This is a genomic window from Paenibacillus sp. FSL P4-0338 (assembly GCF_038002365.1).
Lineage (GTDB): Bacteria > Bacillota > Bacilli > Paenibacillales > Paenibacillaceae > Paenibacillus_AQ.
The window spans coordinates 1,490,379-1,509,586 of record NZ_JBBOCG010000001.1; the positions used below are offsets into that span (position 1 = coordinate 1,490,379).

The window sequence follows — 19,208 nt, forward strand, 5'->3', positions numbered from 1 at the left end:
AACCATATAGGGGGAGTATTCTAGTGACAATCAAACAAGCCCGGCTTGCAGCTCTGGCCATGACGGCGCTGCTGACTATCGTCAGCGGATGTTCCGGTTCCAATTCCGGCGGCGGAAATACGGCGGCAAACAACAGCGGTACAGGAAATAAGCCTGCTGCTACCCAGGCGGCAAGCGGTTCTACAGCCTTCAACCTCTGGCTTGGCTGGACGGCAACCATCAATAATGACAGCCTGGTGCAGAAGTATTGGCGGGAAGAGGAGCCGGGGGTGGAAGTCAAGCTGGAGGCTACACAGGGCGATGCGATGACAGCGCTTAACCTGAAGATCAATACCGGCGGATTTGAGGATGCGGCGATCTTCAGCCGGAACGAGACTGTGAAAAGCGCCATGCGGCGCTCCAAGCAGGTGCTGCCGGTGGAGCAATATTTCGACATGCCGGATAAATATCCGGGACTCGCGGCGATCCCGAAGCCCTATCTGGAGTTAATGAAGGACGAGGACGGCCATATCTGGTCGATTCCGACCTGGTTTGACCAGAACCCGGAAGAGCCTTGGCCGGGCTGGGCATCGCAGGGCTGGTTCGTCAGAACGGATGTGCTGGAGAAGACAGGCATGACTACAGCCGATCTGTCCACACTGGATGGGATTGAGACCTTTCTGAAGAAGGCCGCAGAGCAGAAAGACGCCTCCGGCAAAACACTGCTTCCCATGTCCTTCCTTATGGACACTAATGATTCGCTCGGGTGGAGTGACGAGAATGCAGTGTTGACTGCGTTTGGAGTCAGCACCGGCGGTAATGGCATTCAGAAGCAGGGGGATCAACTTCTCTTCGCTTATGATAATCCCAATTATAAGGCCGCTTATCAATGGATGAATAGGCTGTACCGGGAGAAGCTGATTGATCCGGAGGTAGTAACCAATAAGGGAGAGCAGTATATTGAGAAGAACAAATCCGGCCGGGTAGCATTGAATGTAGGCAGTTTCTGGAACATCAACGCTACTGCCTGGGAGACGCTAGATGGCCCTACGGAGCCAGGCTGGTTCTATGAAGTCATTCCTTTTCCGAAGGTTGCAGGGGTGGAGAAGCTGGGTATTAACCAGGTCACGAACCCGAATCCGGGGTATGATGTCTATATCAGCCAGAAGACCAGGAACCTTGAGGCCATTCTGAAATTCCTGGATTACAGCCTGCAGCCGAAGGCAGAACAGCAGCAGGTGATGAGCGAGGGGCCGGCAGGAAAGTACTGGGACTGGGTTGACCAGCCGCTGGGCAAGTGGAAATTTACAGATGAAACGTACAAGACCGCGCGCAATTCCGGCGATGCCGCCCAGAAATCCAAAGTGACACCGGAGCTCTATATGACCTCGTCCTACAGTAATAAGTGGTATCCATGGTGGAATACAGAAGATGGCGGTAAGGCAGGCGCAGGCAAGACGATTCAGTTCACCGAAGCCATCGGGAAGATGGGCACCATCCGCGTAGCTGAGCCTTATGATCTGATCGAGGTTAAGCAGGGCGGGGTATGGGAGAAATACTCCCTGGAGCTGGAAAATATCCGCAAAGAATACCGGGCTAAGCTACTGATGGCGGGGGATGATGCCAAGTTCGAAACGGAGTGGAACGGGCTCCAGGAAGCGCTGGAGAAACGCGGACATTGGAGTGAAGTCAAGGCCGAGTGGCTTGGCAGATATGAGGAAGAAATATTTTAAAATATGCCGGAGCGCCCTTCGCCTGAGAGGGGGGCTCCCTTTATAGTTCGTGGGAGGGCCATATGATCAAACAGCGCGTAGAGAAAGCAATTATCCGTATGACCCGGTCCATGAACCTGAGAGGCAAAATTGTCCTGTTCTACGGCCTGATTGTATTCCTTCCGACGGTGCTGCTTGCTGCGGGGGCAGGCTACCTGATGCTGCAGACCGTCCGGGCCAATTATATTCTGACCATCAGGGAAGCTGTCCGCCAGAGTGCGCAGAGCATCGAGTTCCGCAAGCAGAGCTATGACCTTCTAGCTACGCGGACAGCGACAGATGGTGAATTGATCTCAAGAATAACGCGGGATTATACGGATATCACAGAACAGCTTGGCACCGTCAATTACGTGGACAGATCCTTCCTGTTTACAAGTAAATACCTTCCGGGTATTGAGAACTTTCGCATCTACCATACCAATGATACGCTGGTGCAGGACGGCGGCCTGTTGTGGAAGCCTGAGGGGCGGATGCTGTCCGGACAGCGTGAGCAAGACTGGTATGCAGAGCAGCTATCTTCTCAGGATAATCTGGTATGGACCAATGCCAAGGATGACAGGAACAAGCTTGTCGTATCCCACAAAATCCTTGACAGCAACGGGGAGGTACACGGGCTGGTCTATCTGCTGCTGGATTATAAAAGCGTGTTCGCCGAATCCTTCGACCATCCCTTTGACGGCGCCGGGGAAATGTATATCGTTGACGGCAGCCAGCGGATCATCGCCTCCTCAGAACCGTCCGAGATCGCTACTTCGTTATCCTCTTCCTCGTTAAGTGAATACTGGGGCAGCGCTGACGGGACTACCCGGACAAACAACGGAACGGTACTGATTACGCAGGAGATCAAATCCGGCTGGCGGGTTGGCGCACTTGTGCATCTGGACCGCCTAGAGGAGCAGTCGAGACGGATTCTGTATTACATCGCAGCGGGAATTGCGTTCTTCCTGCTGCTGTCGGTTTTCCTGATCATGATTGTCCTGAAGAATATCATCTGGCGGATCCACAAGCTGGGGAACCGGATGACGGATATATCGGAAGGATACTTCGAAGTAAAGGTGAAGAACCGTGACAAGGATGAGCTGGGTGAGCTGGAGGTGCTGTTTAACTCCATGTCCGGGCGGCTCGGGAAGCTGGTTGAAGAGCATACGGAAGCATTGCTTAAGGAGCGTGAGCAATCCTTCCGGGCGCTGCAGGCGCAGATTAATCCGCATTTCATCTATAACTCGCTCAGCCTGATCCGCTGGCGGGCACTGGATCTGCAGGATGAGCTGCAGGTCCGCACGATAGATGCGCTGACGACTTTTTACCGGCTGGCACTGGGCAATCAGGTCAATGTAACCCGGCTGCGCGATGAGCTGGAGCATGTGAAGGCGTATATCGATATCCAGCAGCTTCGTTATCCGGGCCAGGTGTCGGTGGAGTGGGAGGTGGAACCGGAGATCCTTAATCTCTATACCATCAAGCTGATCCTGCAGCCGATTGTAGAGAACTGTTATCTGCATGGCGTCATTACGGCCAGGGAGCAGGCTTTTATTCAGATTACGGCTGAACGCAGAGGGGATGAGGTGCGCATCCAGGTATTTGATAACGGGCAAGGAATTGGCGGGGAGAAGCTCGAAGAGATACGCGCCGGTACCTACAGCGGCAGTAGGAACGGGTTCGGCATGAACAATATCAGGGAACGTCTGGCGCTATATTTCGGTCCCTCAGGCCGTCTTGAAATCGACAGTGCAGAAGACGAATGGACGGCGGTAACCATCCATATTCCGGTCTGCATAGAACGTCCCGAGCTGAAGAGGAAGGAGGGGTAACATGCGTGCATTGATTGTTGACGATGAGCCTATGCAAATTCAAGGCCTGCTCAAGCATATCCGCTGGGAGGCACTTGGCTACAGGAAGCCGCTTACCGCCCATTCAGGGATGGAAGCGCTTAAAGTATTGCAGGAGAATAAAGTGGATGTGCTCATTACCGATGTGGCGATGCCCGGGATGACCGGAATTGAGCTGCTCGCCAGAATTCTGGCTGATTATCCGCAGCAGCAGTCTATGCAGGCGATAATCATTAGCGGCTTCGATGAATTTGAATTCGTGCAGGAGGCGATTCAGCTTGGGGCTAAGGCCTATGTGCTGAAGCCGGTCAAGACGGAGGAGCTGGAACAGAAGCTGGAGGCCCTCCGCGCAGCAGCTGAGAAGAAAAAACGGCTGGAGCAGGAAACAGCCCTGCTCAGAGAGAAGGTTACAGAGAGCCGGGAAGTGTTGTTGGAGCGATTCATTAATGATCTGACCGGAGGCTGGATTCACAGTGATGAACTGCTGGATTCATGGCGGCGTCTGCTTGATCTTCCGGCAGGAGAGTGGCAGGCTACGCTGTTCCTGTTCGATTGTGACACTCTTCACCTGCATCATAGTCATGATGCCAAGGAGCAGATTCTACTGGGTGAAGGACTGCAAAATGCGGTGAAGCTTGGGCTGGACGGCTTCTCCGGCGCGTATATCGGGACAGCGGGAGCAGGTGAGACTGCTGTGCTGGTTCTGGAAGCGGTTCCAGAGGTGCGGGCCAGGCTGGAGAAGCAGTTAATCTTCATACAGGAAGTGCTTCATGAACAATATAATGCTTCAGTTACGGTCGGGGTCAGCAGAGAGGCGTGCAGCTGGATGGAAATTCCGCTCCTGTATAAAGAGGTGCGGCATATAATTGCCGATGCACGGCTTGCCGCATACGGGCAGATTGTATACTGTGACCGGCATCTGATGAACGAATATCACGACTTCCGGCTGCGTGAGGAGTATATTCCGGAAATCGTCAAGCTGCTGGAGCTGGGGGAGAACAGCAAGGCGTCGGCTTATACAGGCCATGCCTTTGAGATGATGGGCGGAGAGCCCATCTCGTTCTCTTATGTGCAGGCGTTCGGCATGGGACTGCTCAGCGAGCTGGCGCGCAAGCTTAAGCGGAATCAGGAAACGGATACCGAAACGAACATTCGGATGTGGCAGCGCTTAATTGACTGCAACGGAGTGGAGGAAGTGCGGAAGGCCGTTCTGGAATATCTCGCCCATTATACACAGCATAAGCAGAAGGAGCAGACTGCGCAGCAGCACCATCTGATCCAGCAGGTACGGCAGCATCTGGCCGCACATCTGCAGGAGAATCTGACGGTGAAGCAGCTGGCCGGGCTGTACCATCTCAATTCAAGTTATTTAAGCGTGCTGTTCAAAAAAGAAACAGGCCAGACGATCTCCGAATATGTCCAGGAAACACGCATGAATAAGGCCAAGGAGCTGCTCCGTGATCCTGGCATCAAGGTGTATGAAGTGGCGGAGCAGGTAGGGTTTCAGACGGCGGCTTATTTCACCTTTCTTTTCAAAAAGACCACGGGTACCACCCCGCAAGAGTATAGAGATTACTATTACTAGGAGTGATAATAGTGCTGTCAAAGATCAGCCTTGAAGGCGAATGGAAGCTACAGCTGGAAGAGAAGAGGAAGGGACTGGTAGTACCTTTTACCGATGTAATTATGCTGCCGGGAACTACCTCTTACGCCCGCAAAGGGCCGAAGAATGAGGAAATTCTGGTAGGCGCTCTGACGGATGAATACCGTTATGAAGGACCGGTCTGGTATTCCAGAGAGGTTGTGATTCCGGAAGAGCTGGCGGATAAGCACTGCTGCTTGTATCTGGAACGTACAAGGCTTACCACTCTCTGGGTGGATGGTGAGGAGATCGGCAGCCGTGACAGTTTGAATACTGCACATGTATATGAGCTGCCGCAGCTGCAATCCGGGAGTCATACGCTTACCATCCGGGTGGACAACACCGGCTATCCGACCAAAGGCGGGCATATGACCTCGCCGGACACCCAGACCAACTGGAACGGGATAACCGGCCGGATGGAGCTGCAGTTCTATGGAGAAGCCCGGATTAGCGGCATCAGGCTGAAGTCTGATCTGCCTGCACGTTCGGTGCGGATCTCGGCAACGCTGGAGAGCATGCAAGGTGCTACACTCGCAGTATCTGCCAGTAGCTTCAATAGCGAGACAACACATTCCGCAGAGGAACAGGAATATGTCATCGCACCTGGGCCGTTCAATATAGACTATGCACTGGGTCAGGGTGCGCTGCTGTGGAGTGAATTCGCTCCCAATCTGTATACTGTCACCCTTGTTCTCATGGGCAGCGATGGAATTCCCGTGGATCGGCAGGTGGTGATCTTTGGGCTTAAGTCATTCCGGGCCGAAGGCGATAAGTTCACCATTAACGGCGAGCAGACCTTCCTGCGCGGCAAACATGACGGCCTGATCTTCCCGCTTACCGGCTATGCTCCGACTGACGCCCGAGAGTGGGTACGGATTCTGGGTATTGCGAAATCTTACGGCATTAACCATTACCGCTTCCATACCTGCTGCCCGCCGGAAGCTGCGTTCACCGCTGCGGATCTGCTTGGAATATACATGCAGCCGGAGCTGCCGTTCTGGGGCACGATTACAGTAGAGACGGACGAAGGGCATAATCAGGCGGAGCAGGATTATCTGATCAGCGAAGGATATGCCATCCTGCGGGAGTTCGGCAATCATCCATCCTTCGTGATGATGTCACTGGGCAACGAGCTGTGGGGCAGTAAGGAGCGGATTGATTCCTTCCTTGCAGATTATAAAGCGTTCGATGACCGACCGCTCTACACTCAAGGCTCCAACAACCATCAGTGGGTCCCGGAAGTGCTGGAGCATGATGACTTCTTCAGCGGCGTACGCTTCACACGCGATCGGCTATTCAGAGGGTCATATGCCATGTGCGATGCTCCGCTCGGCCATGTCCAGACCTCACTGCCAGGTACAATGAAGGATTACGAGGACGAGATTGTTCCGCCGGGCTTTGGGAGCGGTGAAGCCGGGTCTGCTGAAGCAGGCGGTGAGATCCTGATCCAGTACGGTACCGGAGCCAAGGCAGTACAATCCGGCGGTGAATCCGGTGAATGGATACCGCAGGTTCCGGTAATTTCGCATGAGATTGGCCAGTATGCTACGTTTCCGGATTTCGAGGAGATCGGGAAGTACACAGGCCCGCTGAAGGCCGGGAACTTCGTCATCTTCCGCGAACGGCTGGAGAGTAAGGGGCTTGGCCATCTGGCCGATGCATACTTCAAAAGCTCCGGCCAGCTCGCTGTCGCTTGCTACAAAGAAGAGCTTGAGGCTGCCTTCCGTTCCCGCCGGCTAGCGGGGTTCCAGCTTCTGGATCTCCAGGACTTCAGCGGCCAGGGTACAGCACTCGTCGGTGTTCTGGATGCCTTCATGGATTCCAAGGGGCTGATTAGCCCGGAAGAGTGGCGGACCTTCTGTAATGATGCAGTACTGCTGGCAAGATTCCCTAAGTATAACTACGCCGCCCGGGAGACCTTCGAGGCCCATGTGGAGCTGAGCTGCTTCCGCAGCGGTATGCCGGATGCCATCGAGCTTCACTGGGAACTCGCGGTTGAAGGAGGAGTTCGGACAACGGGCTCAGCCGGAGCCTTTATTCCTGCCGGAACCCACTACATTGACATTTGTGATCTGGCGGTTGAGCTTCCGGCGGTTGACCGGATGAGCCGTGCGGAGCTGGCGCTCCGGGTTCAAGGAAGTGATATCCGTAAGAGCTACGACTTGTGGATATATCCTGAGCAGAGCGATAACCCGCTTGAAGCTGAAGGCATCCATGTGTTCACAGAGCTGTCTGAGCAGGCAGTCTCCCTGCTGGAGCAAGGCGGCAACGTGCTGCTGCTGCCGGAACCGCAGTCGGTTCAGAACGGAATTGAAGGCTATTATTGTACGGATTTCTGGTGCTACCCGATGTTCCGCTCGATCTCGGAGAGCATGAACCGTCCGGTTCCAATTGGTACAATGGGCCTGCTGATCGATAACCGGCATCCGGTGCTGCGCGATTTCCCGAGCGAGGCGCATTCCACTTATCCTTGGTGGACTATCGTGGAGCATTCCAAATCGCTTATCATGGACGAGGCGGACCGCAGCTGGAATCCTATCGTACAGACCATCGATAATTTCGAGCGTAACCACAAGCTGAGTTTCCTCACGGAGTGCCGTGTAGGTAACGGTAACCTGCTGTTGTGTGCACTGGACGCCGCTAAGGTAAGCGCAACTCTTGAAGGCAGACAATTCTTGACCAGTATAGCCGGTTATATGAATTCTACTGATTTCAAGCCCCAGTACCAGGCAACGATTGAAGAGCTTCAGGCATTGATTCGCTAACAGACTTGATAGAGCTGTCTCTAAGCCGTGAAGCGGCTATTGGGGCAGCTCTTTATTTAGATATTACTTCAGAATTCATATGCTTCGCGCTATAAATATTCCTTCTATAGAATACAACCGATGAAATTGACTACATAGATTGTTAAGCTTCAGTATGGTATTGTTATTTTCGAGCTTTTGAGATCTAGTAATCTAGTTATACCGGAGGGAAATATGGATATTATTGAATTTCAGCAATGGGTTAAGGAATATTATAAGAATCGCAACTGGTCAGACTTGGATATCTTTGTCCGTATTGGATTTCTTGCTGAGGAAACCGGGGAGGTAGCTCGTGCAATTCGTGCACTGGAGATTGGCAGGGATCGTCCAGATGAGGTTGCAGGTACATTTCTAGAGAAAAAATCTGAATTAACAGAAGAACTTGGAGATGTTTTAGGAAATCTCATTGTGATCGCAAATAAATATGATATATCGCTTGAAGATATCCTAATATCGCATAAACAAAAGCTTCAGGCACGTTACGCAGAAAATTAAAATAAACAATGGTAGATGGCTGAATTGGCAGATGGATTTATTCCTCTTCCTGGAGCGGCAGTCTAAGCTGCTGCAATTAAGCAAACCATATGTACCTTAACCAGGCGTGCACGGCAAACTCTCAGCGTGCAATGGGTTAAGGTATTAATGGTTTAGGGTATTACTTACAAGTTTAAGTCGGATACTTCTCTACTCTGCTGAATATACTCCATGAACCTTTTGGAGGCGGGGGACAGATAATGGTCCCGTCGCCATTGCAGGCCCACTTCCCATTCCCAGCCCGGTTCCTGGATGGGAATCCAGACCAGACCGTCAAGCATCAGTCCCAGCGTCTGTGGAAGCACGGATACGCCGAGCCCGGCTTTGATGAAGCCGGCCACAGTAATCAGATCCTCAGCATAATAGGTAGAGGCCAGCTCGAAATTAGTATTTTGGAAGAGGGAGGTGATTGTGTTCTTGAGTCCACAATTCGTTTTCAGTCCTACAAACGGCTCACCTGACAGCTCGAACAGACTCAGCGAGGAACGCGCTGCGAACCGGTGGGAGCTGGAGACCACAATATAAATCGGTAATCTGCGAAACACCATCCATTCCTTATTCTCCGCCGTAGTCTCTCTGGACGTAATCAGCATATCCGAGGTCCCGTTATCCAGCGCTTCGTCGATATCCCCGTGATTCCCCTGATACAGATCGAACCGTACCTTCGGATGATCTGCCTGATAGTCTCTGATAAGCGATGGGATCAGGTCCACGCCAAGAATATTCAGATAAGACAGATGAACGGTTCCACTGTCCGCATTGGACGACTCCTCAATCTCCCGCACCCCATTCCCGATATTGCGCAGCGCTTCTTCGACCCGCGAACTGAACATAACCCCATAGCGGTTTAACTGGACATTGCGGCCCTTACGCTCGAATAAAGGAACCCCCAGCTCACTTTCCAGTTTGGAAATCGCATGGCTCAAGGCAGGCTGCGTAATTCGCAGCGCTTTGGACGCAGAGGTCATATGCTCAAGCCGGGCTACGGTCAGAAAATACTCCAATTGTGTAAGCTCCATGTAGACAGACAGCTCCCTTTATATATTAATATTATTCATGAATTTAATGAAAATAATAAATTAGACGCTCATATTAATCAAGTCTAATATATACATATAGACCTTAGGGCGGCTGGACTTCCAGCCTATCCTGAGGAATCCCTAATGAAAAGAGGCTGTAACGATGGCTATAACTTATGCTAGTCCGCTGACAGAATACGAAGGTAAAAGAATCCTGGTAACAGGCGGTACCAAGGGAATGGGACAGGCAATCGCTGCCCGGTTCACAGCGGCAGGCGCTGAAGTTATGACTACTGCCCGGACACTTCCGGCGGAAGGGCCCGCTTCTGATTTGTTCGTCCAGGCCGATCTGTCCACGCCCGAAGGCGTGGAGCGGGTCATTGCTGCAGTCAAGGCCCGGTTCGGGCGGATCGACATTCTGGTGAATAACGCTGGCGGCAGCTCAACACCAGCTGGGGGATTTCTCGCAGCATCCGATGAACACTGGATGGATGCGCTGAATCTGAACCTGCTGGCAGCTGTGCGGCTGGACCGGGGGCTGATCCCGCTCATGCTGGAGCAGGGCAAGGGAGTCATCATCCACATCTCTTCCATTCAAAGAGTGATGCCGCTGATCGAATCGACCATCCCCTATGCAGCCGCCAAAGCTGCTTTAAGCAGTTACAGCAAGAGCTTATCTAAGGAATTCTCTCCGAAGGGTATCCGGGTGAACCGGGTCGCGCCGGGCTTCATTCAAACCGAAGCAACCGGGGACTTCTTGAAGAGTATCGCGGAGGTGACAGGCAGTGTGGAAAGTGCGCTGCAATCGGTAATGGACGCGCTGGGCGGCATTCCCATCGGACGCCCCGGCTTCCCTGAGGAGGTGGGCGAGCTGGTGGCCTTCCTCGCTTCCGACCGCGCAGCCTCCATTACGGGTGCTGAGTACGTGATTGACGGGGGAACTGTACCTACGGTGTAAGTTGAAGCTGACTGTAGGCTCTGCTTAAACTAACTCTACCATTTAGAACAGTCGGTTCAGCCATTTTTGGCTGAGCAGCTGTTCATTTTTTGTTTTCTGTTGACACAGCGGCCGGAAGTCCAAATGTTCACCGCAGCGATGACCTAGCTTTAAGTTGTAATAATTCTTTATCTTTTCTTTAGATTTGGTTTAGACTGGATTAAGAATGGCAGGCTATAGTTACAAAGAGCGCGGCTTGCATGACAAGATAGAGGGGGATTCACCATGTATACCATTCTCATAGCCGATGACGAATCGGAGATTGTTGAGCTTCTGCAGCTGTATCTGGAGAAGGAATATACGATTTTGACCGCAGAGAACGGAATTGAAGCGCTCCAGCGGATGCAGAATAACAAGATTGACCTGGCGATACTGGACATTATGATGCCTGGGATGGACGGGCTGCAGCTGCTGAAGCGGATTCGGGAGCATGAGCAATTCCCTGTACTGTTCCTGTCCGCCAAGAGCCAGTATCATGATAAAATCCTGGGGCTTGAGCTTGGAGCGGACGACTATATCGCTAAGCCCTTCAATCCGCTGGAGATTGTGGCGCGTGCCGGGGCCATGCTGCGGCGGGTGCATCAGTTCGATGCCAAGGCAGCAGAAGAGGAGAAGCCGAATGAGCAGATCGTGCTCGGCAGGCTGACGCTGGACCGGAGCACCTGTCAGGTTGAGGTGGCCGGGGAGGCCGTCGCTCTGACTTCTACTGAATATAAAATCCTGGAGTTGCTGATGCAGCAGCCGGGCCGTGTGTTTACACGCAAGAAAATATATGAGACGGTCTGGGAAGACTTCTACGTCTACGAGGACAACAGCATTATGGTGCACATCAGCAATATCCGCGACAAGATCGAACGAGATTCCAAGAGACCGGAATACCTGAAGACGATCAGGGGATTGGGGTACAAAATTGAAGCACCCGTGGAAAAGTAGAGATAACCGCCCGCTGCAGACGTCACTAACCATCGACTTCCTGCTGTTCAACTGTATGCTGCTTATGCTGATGTTAGTGGTCTATCTATTCGTGCAAAAGGATATTGCTGAGGTTATCCGGGAGCGGATGACGCCAGATCCCAATCTGTCTGTAGAGGCCGGGACGTACCGGGAGGAGCTGGGGCAAGGGCCGGAGAGTGAGCGTCTGCTGAAGAGCGGAGGCTGGCTGGAGCTGCTGGATTCCGGCAAGCGGGTGATTCAGGTCATTGGTGAGAAGCAGGATGATATTCAAGCTTATGACGAGGACATGCTGTATCTGGGACTGGAGAACCGCAGGGGCCAACCTTTTTACTATTCTATTACGAGTGTTACGGAGCAGGACAGCGGGGCAGCCTGGATGTTGCTTAAGATTCCCCGCGATGTAATCAATATCTCCATTAACAACGAGTTTCTGGTCTCCTATCTGAATCATTCGGTGTTCTTTTATGTATTCCTGGTCAGCGGGCTGATTCTGCTGCTGATTTTTGTGTACAGCTATTGGGTCTCCAGACGGATCAAGAAGCCGCTGCGGGTGCTGAATCTAGGCTTGAACCGTATGATGGAAGGGCATTACAACACGCGTATTGCCTTGTATGCAGAGACCGAGTTCCTGCGGATTGGCCACAGCTTCAACTATATGGCTGATGTGATTGAGAAGACCACCGAGGAGAAGCGCCTGGCCGAGACAAGCAAGCAGCGGCTGATGGTCGATCTGTCCCATGACCTCAAGACCCCGATAACCAGCATCCAGGGGTACGCGCAGGCCCTTATCGAAGGACGCGTTACAGACCCTGAGCGGCAGACGAAATATTTGAATTACATCTATACCAAGTCCGTTCAGGTCACGAAGCTCATTACGCATATGCTGGATCTGCTTAAGCTGGACTCACCGGATTTCATCCTCCGTATAGAGCGACTTGAGCTGGGCGATCATCTGCGGGAGATTATTGCCGACACCTACGGCGAGATTGAGCAAAAAGACTTCGAGCTTCACCTGCAGGTGCCCGAAGAAGAGCTCTATGCCCGTTATGATCCTGAGCTGTTCGCCAGTGTCATTAATAATCTGATCTCTAATGCCCTCGCCTATAATCCCGAAGGGACGCGCATCCGGGTATCTGTGATTCCTGAGGACACGCAGATCAGGATCGAGATTGCGGACAATGGAGTCGGCATTCCGAGGGAGCTGTGGTCTACGATCTTTGATCCGTTTGTGCGGGGGGATGAGGCCCGGACAACGGCCAGCGGAGGAACCGGTCTGGGCTTGTCCATTGCCAAGAAGAACGTGGAGAAGATGGAGGGCTCGCTGCAGCTGGAGAGCAGGGAAGCGGAGCCAACAGTATTTGTGATTCGTATCCCGAAGTAGAGGAAATAATTAACTTCTTGTCGAATGTACTGATCTGGAAGATTCCGGCACCTTGCCGGGGCACCTAACTTACATTGGGGGAAGGAATTAGAACATCTATGAAAAAACTTGCATTACTGCTCACCACTCTGCTGCTTGCGCTCGGACTGGTCTATCCGGGAGGCGCCGGACAGGCAGCGGCCGCAGCCGCACCGGACTATACGGAGATTGCTACGTTTGTCGAAGGCAGCCTGCTTATTTCGCCAGTCAAATCTGTACTCGTGAATGGCTCTGCCTATGTACCGGTTAAGCTGGCCGGACAGATTCCGGGTTTCACTGTGGCGGCGGATACCACTGGCGTAACGCTCACAGGCAGCAAAGGAAGCACCAAGCTGAACAAGGATAACTCTATTCTTTACAAAAGCTCCAATTACGTAGCCTTCAAAACCCTGCTCAAGTTCGGAGCAATCGATGGCAAATATGCCTCCAGCGCCATAGCGTTGTTCGTCTGGAGCACAGAGGATGGCAAGAATAAGAGCAATAGTATGCTGTACGCGATCAGCAAGCTGCCAGGTACGATGGGCACTGTGTTGGGTAAAAAGGTCTATTTATATGGACATCCGGGAAGCCATTGGGTGAAGAGTGTACAGTACATCGATGACTACAATCAGAACCTGGTGCTGCAAAATGAAGCCGGAACCGAATGGGTCCTGGATTTGAATGAATATGTGGACAATACTATGTACACCGCCACCCATCTTCAGCTTCTGCAAAAAGTCTATAATGGAACAACCGTATGGACCAGAAATCCTAATATGAACAATAGCCTTTTCAAAAACTTGGAGAAAGTGACCATCAGCAACTTCCGCTCCAATCCTACAAATGGTAATCTAGAAATCATCATTCGCCGGGCCAATGGGCAGGAGATTCCAATAGAGATTGATAGTGCTGAGAGCTATGTTACTTATTTAGATGAAATATTATGTTTCCAGAATCCGCGCACCCTCTTCAAGATCAGCGATAAAATGTGGTCTGCCATCCGTGAAGAGCGGGCGGTCAGCGGCATGACGATGACAGAACTCTTACTATGCTGGGGAGATCCGGACAGCATTAAAGATAATTATTTGGTGTACGGCAACCAATACGTCTATTTTCATAACAATAAGGTCTTCTCTATAGTAAGTCTGTAATTAAGCGTGGAAAAGGGGCTTCCCGTCAACGGGCTTGCTTAAGGAATTCATGGAATTCCTTAGGCAGGCTCTTTTTCGTTTGCTTGGACAGGATAGCCGGTGCAACTCTTCCAGGTTTTGAGCTTCGGGGATTTCATGTATAATGAATGCACTGGAACCAGCTATTCTTATACACTTTAGGAGGACATTATGGAACTCATTCAACCCCAGGCCATTCAGACCCGAATCGACGATTTCGTCTCTGAGGATCTATATATCCATCTTGAGCTCACAACAGGAGCTTATGCCAGTCATATCGACAGCACCCGTCCCCCGGGCTCGGCGTTCATCAGCAATGCGGTGATCCGTTATACGAACGGCTCCATCTCAGGGACAGGACCTTACCGGGTCGGTCTGAAGACAGAGCAAGGCTGGATTTACGCCGAAGGACTAACCCATGTGGATGAGCACGATACAGAGCGGCTGATTCTAGCCGGTCATGACAGTCAGGGCAAGCTGATTGTGGCGTTGCAGCTTAGCCGCAGCCCTTTTTAATGAAATTGGAGGAACAACTAGCCGTGAATAATAAATCTATGGAACATGCAAGAATCCTGGTTGTACTTCCCCATCCCGACGATGAGGCCTACTTCGTATCCGGGACACTGGCGATGTATATCGCAGCAGGTGCAGAGGTGACCTATGCCTGTCTGACACTCGGAGAGATGGGCCGGAACATGGGCGTTCCGCTCATTGCGAACCGCACGACCCTGCCGGCCATCCGCCAAGCGGAGCTGGAGGCTTCCTGTAAGGCCATTGGGATACAAGACCTGAGGATGCTGGGCTTCCATGACAAAATGATTGAGTTCGAAGAACCGGCACGCCTGGATCACCGGATTGAATCGCTCGTGAAGGAGCTTACCCCCTCGCTGGTTATTACGTTCTACCCCGGTTATAGCGTGCACCCGGATCATGATGCCACTGGTGCTGCGGTGATCCGTACCATTGCCCGGCTGCCCGCTGCGGAACGTCCGGTCGTACATAGTGTCGCCTTCTCGAACGGCCATCAGCAGCGGATTGGAGCAGCCGATGTAGTCACCGATGTAACGCCTTTTATCACTGTCAAAATAAACTCCATTCTGGCGCACCGCACCCAGTTCCAGCCGGAGAAGGTGCTTGGCGGCCTTAAGCCAACCGAGCCAGCAATCTGCAGCAAATACGGAACGGAACGCTTCTGGACCTACCGGTTCTCAGAATGCAAGGAACAGCCGGAGGAAGCGGCATTGTGCAATTAAGAATGGAGGCCTAGAGATGTCAGAACAACGGGTATACATCCGGTACCCTGAGGCGGGAGATGCCGCTGAGCTGATGGGGATGTACCTGCGTAACCGTGAATTTTTTGAAGAGCATTCCCCAGAGATCAGCGAGGATTTCTATACAGAGCAGTACCAGCGGGACAAGCTTGCGCAGTATGAAGAGTTCCGGGCAGCAGATGAGAGATACGACTTTCTGGTCATTCACAAGGCTGACCGCCGGATCATCGGCAGTGTCAGTCTGTCTTTTGTGGTAAGGGGACCGCTGCAGAGCTGTATGATCGGGTACAGTCTGGACAAGGAATATAACGGTAAAGGCTATATGACGGAGGCGGTGAAGCAGGTCGTGCGCTATGCCTTCGAGGAGCTGAAGTTCCACCGGATTACAGGGGAAGCTTCACCGGATAATCCCGGTTCTATCCGTGTACTGGAGAATGCAGGATTCCACAAAGAAGGCATTGCCCGGCTGAATGTGAAGATCCGCAGTGTATGGAAGTACCACCAGATTTTGGCAATCATCAACCCGGCGGATATTAGTTAACGGAGTTAACACTAACAGATTAGCACCATAAATATTAACATTGTGGAGGATCACCAATGAGCCAGCGTTTACGAATTACCCGTTCCATGCAGGAAGAGAATGCAGAGCAGGCGCTAACCCTGGAGGAATGCAAGCGATACTTTGCCGCTAAATCCGGCTTCAGCTATTCACAGGTCTACACTGTGCAAGGTGCGGAGAGCACGATGTCGATCGAAGGGGATTTTTTCATGTGGAGTCATGAGGGGGCGGAGTACCCGTTCCGGCTGTACATGGGTGAGCTGTACGTGGCCTTGTCCATGGAGGCGATTGTGTCTGTGATTCTTGAGATTGCCACGGACCTGCGGGCAGATGTGGTTGAGGGGTAAGCTGAGTAAAGTTCAGATTAAGCTGTTTTTTACACATTCTGTATGCTCCCCGGATGTTATATTGATACAGTACATATAAGAACTGGGGGAACCAGAATGAATACATATCATAGCAGGGTACAAGAGCTTCACACGATGCTGACCCGCTTTATGGAGAATGGACCGTTTACCGGATTGCAGGTGGGGATCGTTAGTGAGGACGAGGTTCTTTTTACAGGAGAATATGGCAGCGCTAATGTGTCTACAGGTGAGCCTGTGGTCAGCAGTACTCTTTTTCACCAGGCATCTGTCTCCAAGACCTTCGTAGTTACGGCTGTGATGCAATTGGCAGAGCGTGGGCAGGTAGAGCTGGACTCACCTATAGTGAGCTATCTTCCGTATTTCAAAATGCACGACGAACGCTATCAGCAGCTTACGGTGAGACAATTGTTGAATCATACCTCCGGGATGCCGGATGAGGACGATTATGGCTGGGACCGGCCTGAATATGATGAAGGAAGTCTTGAACGGTATGTCAGAGGCATCCGCCGCCATGGCTTAATGAGTGATCCGGGTACTCATTTTGCTTACAGTAATATCGGTTATGAGATACTAGGGGATCTGATTGCCAAGGTTAGCGGCCTCAGCTTCGAGGAGTATATGCGGCAGCATCTTCTGGAGCCTGCTGGAATGAGCACGAGTTCATTTTTGAAAATGGAGGTTGAACAGGTGCTGGCTGCGCCCCATGTACTGAGGAACTCTAGAGGGTACGGACCCTATGTAAGCGAAGTGTTCCCTTACAATAGAGCGCATGCTCCCAGCTCCACACTGTATACGAATGCACAGGAGATGTGCCAATATATGCTGATGCACCTCGGGCAGGGGCAGGCTGAGGACAGATATAATGCCCTACAACCCGGCAGCTATGAACAGATGTGGAGTCCTACTATGGCTACAGGCTGGGGGCCGGAGCATGAAGATGTGGGTCTGGGCTGGTTCCTGGGCCGCTATAATGGCTCCCGGATGCTCTCGCATTCCGGATGGGATACCGGATTCCTCAGTGAGCTGATTCTGCTACCGGATGAGAATCTCGGCATCTCCATAATGACCAACTGTGACCATGTGTGGCTGGGCAGTGTGACCCGTCCTATTCTGGATCTGCTGCTGGGTATCGAGGTCTGCCAGCTAAAGCAGTCGATGGTGCATCATCTTGCCAAGACCGTTATAACCAGCAGTGCAGGGGAGGCCATTAACGAATACCAGCGTATCCGGCGCTCAGAGCAGGATAAGTATTATGAGGCGGATTTTGAATTTAGGCGGATTGCTGATACCTTAAGTTATAGCGGTCACCGGGAGGAAGCGATACGTATTCTTACCTGCGCTGCTGCTATATACCCGGACAGTGAAGCCGTTGCCGGCAAGCTGCAGCAGCTTCAGGACGAAGCCTAGATTTCCCAGCGGGGTTAGACCCGTCTTCTAAGCACTCCCTAGCGGTCATCAAGACTGTGAAGGGAGTTTTTGGGCTTTAGAGAACGCCGCCGGGACATGAACACCAGACACAGGGCAATGACGGTAAGGATCATCCCCAGCACCTGGAATCCCCTGAAGCTGAACGGATTGCCTATAACGATTCCGATCAGCAGAGAGGAGAGGATGGTTCCGAAATATCTGGACGTACTGAATAAGCCGGAGGTAACCCCGATTAGCTCTTTCGGCGAGTTGTTGAACAAGGCCGCTTGCATGGCCACATTATTCAGCCCGTTGCTGATTCCGAAGGCCGCCAGAGCCAGTAGAATACTGATGACAGGCGAAGCCGGATCGAGCATTACGATCCATACAGACCCAAGGGCCATTAGGATGGCCGATACGGTCTGCGCTGGCCGGGGCCCGGAGGCATCGATCCATCTTCCGGCCAGCGGAGAAACGGCGAGCGAGCTTAGACCCAGGCTTAACATCAGCAGCCCTGTGTGGAATTCACTGACCTGACGAACGAGCTGCAAATAAGAAGGCAGACCGAAGAAGACGGAATAAAATAATAGATTAACCAGCATAAATTCAACATTGACCCGGATCAGCCCGGGAGATCTGGCGAAGGTACGCAGAGGAATGAAGGGCATAGCTGTTCTTAACTCATGCCTTACGAAAATCATAAGCAGGATGAGCCCGGACAGTCCGATGATGATATTGAATAGGGAGACATGACCGGAGGACTTGGCGGAGAGCATCTGCGCAAGCACAGCCACCAGCCCTATGGTGAACAGTAGAATTCCAGGCGCGTCTATCCGGTTCATCCATTGCCTTAGGGACAGCTTGGTTACTATATCTGCTGACGGCTTGTCTTGCGGGATGGTTCTCCAGGCTAACAGGAAGCTGGCCGTTACAAACGGAAGGTTAATATAGAAGATAGAAGACCATCCCCACACATGGACGAGCACCCCGCCGATAAAAGGTCCTACCGCAGCTGCTCCCGATGTGAACATGGACAGCACCGACAGCGCGGACGCTTGCTTGTCTGTAATATTCACCCGGATGATTGCCATCCCCACCGCAACCACCATACTGGTTCCAATGGATTGGACAACCCGCAGAACGATGAGCCCCCCGAAGCCTGGAGACAAAGGCGTGAGCAGGGAGGCTGCGAAGACGATCACCAGTCCCGCCAGGAAAATTCTCCGGCGGCCGAAAATATCGCTCGCTCTGCCCATAACAGGCTGGGCAATAGCACTGCCGATATAGAACGAAAAAATAATCCAGGAAACCACAGTGAATTCAAGCTTGAACGCGTGCTGCAGCCTGGGGATCGCCACAGCCACCATCGAAGAGTTAAGCGGGTTAAGCATCATCCCCAGCCCAACGGATATCATTAACCACCAATTTCGTGCATTCATTGTTATTCCCCCTCAAGTACTGTACAGTTATCGTACAGGATAAGAGTTATTTACTCCAACGCATTT

16 protein-coding genes are annotated in these 19,208 nt (G+C 52.2%); 14 read left to right on the forward strand and 2 right to left on the reverse strand.

The window, feature by feature from the left end; all coding sequences use genetic code 11:
- Positions 1–23: 23 nt before the first annotated feature.
- From MKZ07_RS06485 to MKZ07_RS06505, 5 genes are all read left to right on the forward strand, one after another.
- Positions 24–1,712 (forward strand): hypothetical protein, encoded by a 1,689-nt coding sequence (locus tag MKZ07_RS06485; protein WP_341025183.1) that lies wholly within the window; start codon positions 24–26, stop codon positions 1,710–1,712.
- A 62-nt stretch (positions 1,713–1,774) separates the two neighbouring features.
- On the forward strand, positions 1,775–3,562 hold the full coding sequence (locus MKZ07_RS06490) for a cache domain-containing sensor histidine kinase (protein WP_341025186.1): 1,788 nt from the start codon (positions 1,775–1,777) through the stop codon (positions 3,560–3,562).
- 1 nt (position 3,563) lies between these two features.
- Positions 3,564–5,165: a response regulator gene (locus tag MKZ07_RS06495; protein WP_341025188.1), complete on the forward strand. Its 1,602-nt coding sequence runs from the start codon at positions 3,564–3,566 to the stop codon at positions 5,163–5,165.
- Positions 5,166–5,176: 11 nt separating this feature from the next.
- Entirely contained in the window at positions 5,177–7,987 is a 2,811-nt protein-coding gene (locus tag MKZ07_RS06500; protein WP_341025190.1) for a glycoside hydrolase family 2 TIM barrel-domain containing protein, read from the forward strand.
- Between the two features lie 213 nt (positions 7,988–8,200).
- On the forward strand, positions 8,201–8,521 hold the full coding sequence (locus MKZ07_RS06505) for a MazG nucleotide pyrophosphohydrolase domain-containing protein (RefSeq protein ID WP_036693879.1): 321 nt from the start codon (positions 8,201–8,203) through the stop codon (positions 8,519–8,521).
- A gap of 164 nt (positions 8,522–8,685) precedes the next feature.
- Here MKZ07_RS06505 and MKZ07_RS06510 read toward each other — a convergent pair whose 3' ends face one another.
- Positions 8,686–9,579 carry a LysR family transcriptional regulator gene (locus MKZ07_RS06510; protein WP_036693876.1) on the reverse strand — a complete coding sequence of 298 codons (894 nt, stop codon included), beginning with the start codon at positions 9,577–9,579 and terminating at the stop codon, positions 8,686–8,688.
- A 163-nt stretch (positions 9,580–9,742) separates the two neighbouring features.
- Between MKZ07_RS06510 and MKZ07_RS06515 the strand changes: the two genes are divergently transcribed.
- The 9 genes from MKZ07_RS06515 to MKZ07_RS06555 all read left to right on the forward strand — a co-directional run bounded on the left by MKZ07_RS06515 (position 9,743) and on the right by MKZ07_RS06555 (position 17,703).
- Complete coding sequence (locus MKZ07_RS06515; RefSeq protein ID WP_036693875.1) at positions 9,743–10,537, forward strand: SDR family oxidoreductase; 795 nt, start codon at positions 9,743–9,745, stop codon at positions 10,535–10,537.
- A 264-nt stretch (positions 10,538–10,801) separates the two neighbouring features.
- Positions 10,802–11,509, forward strand: a complete 708-nt coding sequence (locus MKZ07_RS06520) for a response regulator transcription factor (RefSeq protein ID WP_036693873.1) — start codon at positions 10,802–10,804, stop codon at positions 11,507–11,509.
- A complete protein-coding gene (locus MKZ07_RS06525; RefSeq protein ID WP_341025193.1) occupies positions 11,487–12,911 on the forward strand; it encodes a sensor histidine kinase in 1,425 nt (474 codons plus the stop codon). The genes MKZ07_RS06520 and MKZ07_RS06525 overlap by 23 nt, the downstream gene beginning before the upstream one ends.
- A gap of 98 nt (positions 12,912–13,009) precedes the next feature.
- Positions 13,010–14,080 (forward strand): hypothetical protein, encoded by a 1,071-nt coding sequence (locus MKZ07_RS06530; protein WP_341025194.1) that lies wholly within the window; start codon positions 13,010–13,012, stop codon positions 14,078–14,080.
- A 189-nt stretch (positions 14,081–14,269) separates the two neighbouring features.
- Positions 14,270–14,614, forward strand: a complete 345-nt coding sequence (locus MKZ07_RS06535; protein WP_036693869.1) for a YojF family protein — start codon at positions 14,270–14,272, stop codon at positions 14,612–14,614.
- Between the two features lie 38 nt (positions 14,615–14,652).
- Positions 14,653–15,351: a bacillithiol biosynthesis deacetylase BshB2 gene (gene bshB2 / locus MKZ07_RS06540; RefSeq protein WP_341027901.1), complete on the forward strand. Its 699-nt coding sequence runs from the start codon at positions 14,653–14,655 to the stop codon at positions 15,349–15,351.
- Positions 15,352–15,367: 16 nt separating this feature from the next.
- Positions 15,368–15,910 (forward strand): GNAT family N-acetyltransferase, encoded by a 543-nt coding sequence (locus tag MKZ07_RS06545; protein WP_341025197.1) that lies wholly within the window; start codon positions 15,368–15,370, stop codon positions 15,908–15,910.
- Between the two features lie 56 nt (positions 15,911–15,966).
- Complete coding sequence (locus tag MKZ07_RS06550) at positions 15,967–16,275, forward strand: hypothetical protein (protein WP_036693866.1); 309 nt, start codon at positions 15,967–15,969, stop codon at positions 16,273–16,275.
- 96 nt (positions 16,276–16,371) lie between these two features.
- Entirely contained in the window at positions 16,372–17,703 is a 1,332-nt protein-coding gene (locus tag MKZ07_RS06555; RefSeq protein ID WP_341025198.1) for a serine hydrolase domain-containing protein, read from the forward strand.
- A 38-nt stretch (positions 17,704–17,741) separates the two neighbouring features.
- Here MKZ07_RS06555 and MKZ07_RS06560 read toward each other — a convergent pair whose 3' ends face one another.
- Positions 17,742–19,142: an MFS transporter gene (locus MKZ07_RS06560; protein WP_341025200.1), complete on the reverse strand. Its 1,401-nt coding sequence runs from the start codon at positions 19,140–19,142 to the stop codon at positions 17,742–17,744.
- Between the last annotated feature and the right edge of the window lie 66 nt (positions 19,143–19,208).

Bases quoted from the DNA above. Each gene is read 5' to 3' on its own strand.
- MKZ07_RS06490 (WP_341025186.1), top strand. From the start codon at position 1,775: ATGATCAAACAGCGCGTAGAGAAAGCAATTATCCGTATGACCCGGTCC.
- MKZ07_RS06495 (WP_341025188.1), top strand. From the start codon at position 3,564: ATGCGTGCATTGATTGTTGACGATGAGCCTATGCAAATTCAAGGCCTG.
- MKZ07_RS06505 (WP_036693879.1), top strand. From the start codon at position 8,201: ATGGATATTATTGAATTTCAGCAATGGGTTAAGGAATATTATAAGAAT.
- MKZ07_RS06510 (WP_036693876.1), bottom strand. From the start codon at position 9,579: ATGGAGCTTACACAATTGGAGTATTTTCTGACCGTAGCCCGGCTTGAG.
- MKZ07_RS06515 (WP_036693875.1), top strand. From the start codon at position 9,743: ATGGCTATAACTTATGCTAGTCCGCTGACAGAATACGAAGGTAAAAGA.
- MKZ07_RS06520 (WP_036693873.1), top strand. From the start codon at position 10,802: ATGTATACCATTCTCATAGCCGATGACGAATCGGAGATTGTTGAGCTT.
- MKZ07_RS06530 (WP_341025194.1), top strand. From the start codon at position 13,010: ATGAAAAAACTTGCATTACTGCTCACCACTCTGCTGCTTGCGCTCGGA.
- MKZ07_RS06535 (WP_036693869.1), top strand. From the start codon at position 14,270: ATGGAACTCATTCAACCCCAGGCCATTCAGACCCGAATCGACGATTTC.
- bshB2 (WP_341027901.1), top strand. From the start codon at position 14,653: ATGGAACATGCAAGAATCCTGGTTGTACTTCCCCATCCCGACGATGAG.
- MKZ07_RS06545 (WP_341025197.1), top strand. From the start codon at position 15,368: ATGTCAGAACAACGGGTATACATCCGGTACCCTGAGGCGGGAGATGCC.
- MKZ07_RS06550 (WP_036693866.1), top strand. From the start codon at position 15,967: ATGAGCCAGCGTTTACGAATTACCCGTTCCATGCAGGAAGAGAATGCA.
- MKZ07_RS06555 (WP_341025198.1), top strand. From the start codon at position 16,372: ATGAATACATATCATAGCAGGGTACAAGAGCTTCACACGATGCTGACC.
- MKZ07_RS06560 (WP_341025200.1), bottom strand. From the start codon at position 19,142: ATGAATGCACGAAATTGGTGGTTAATGATATCCGTTGGGCTGGGGATG.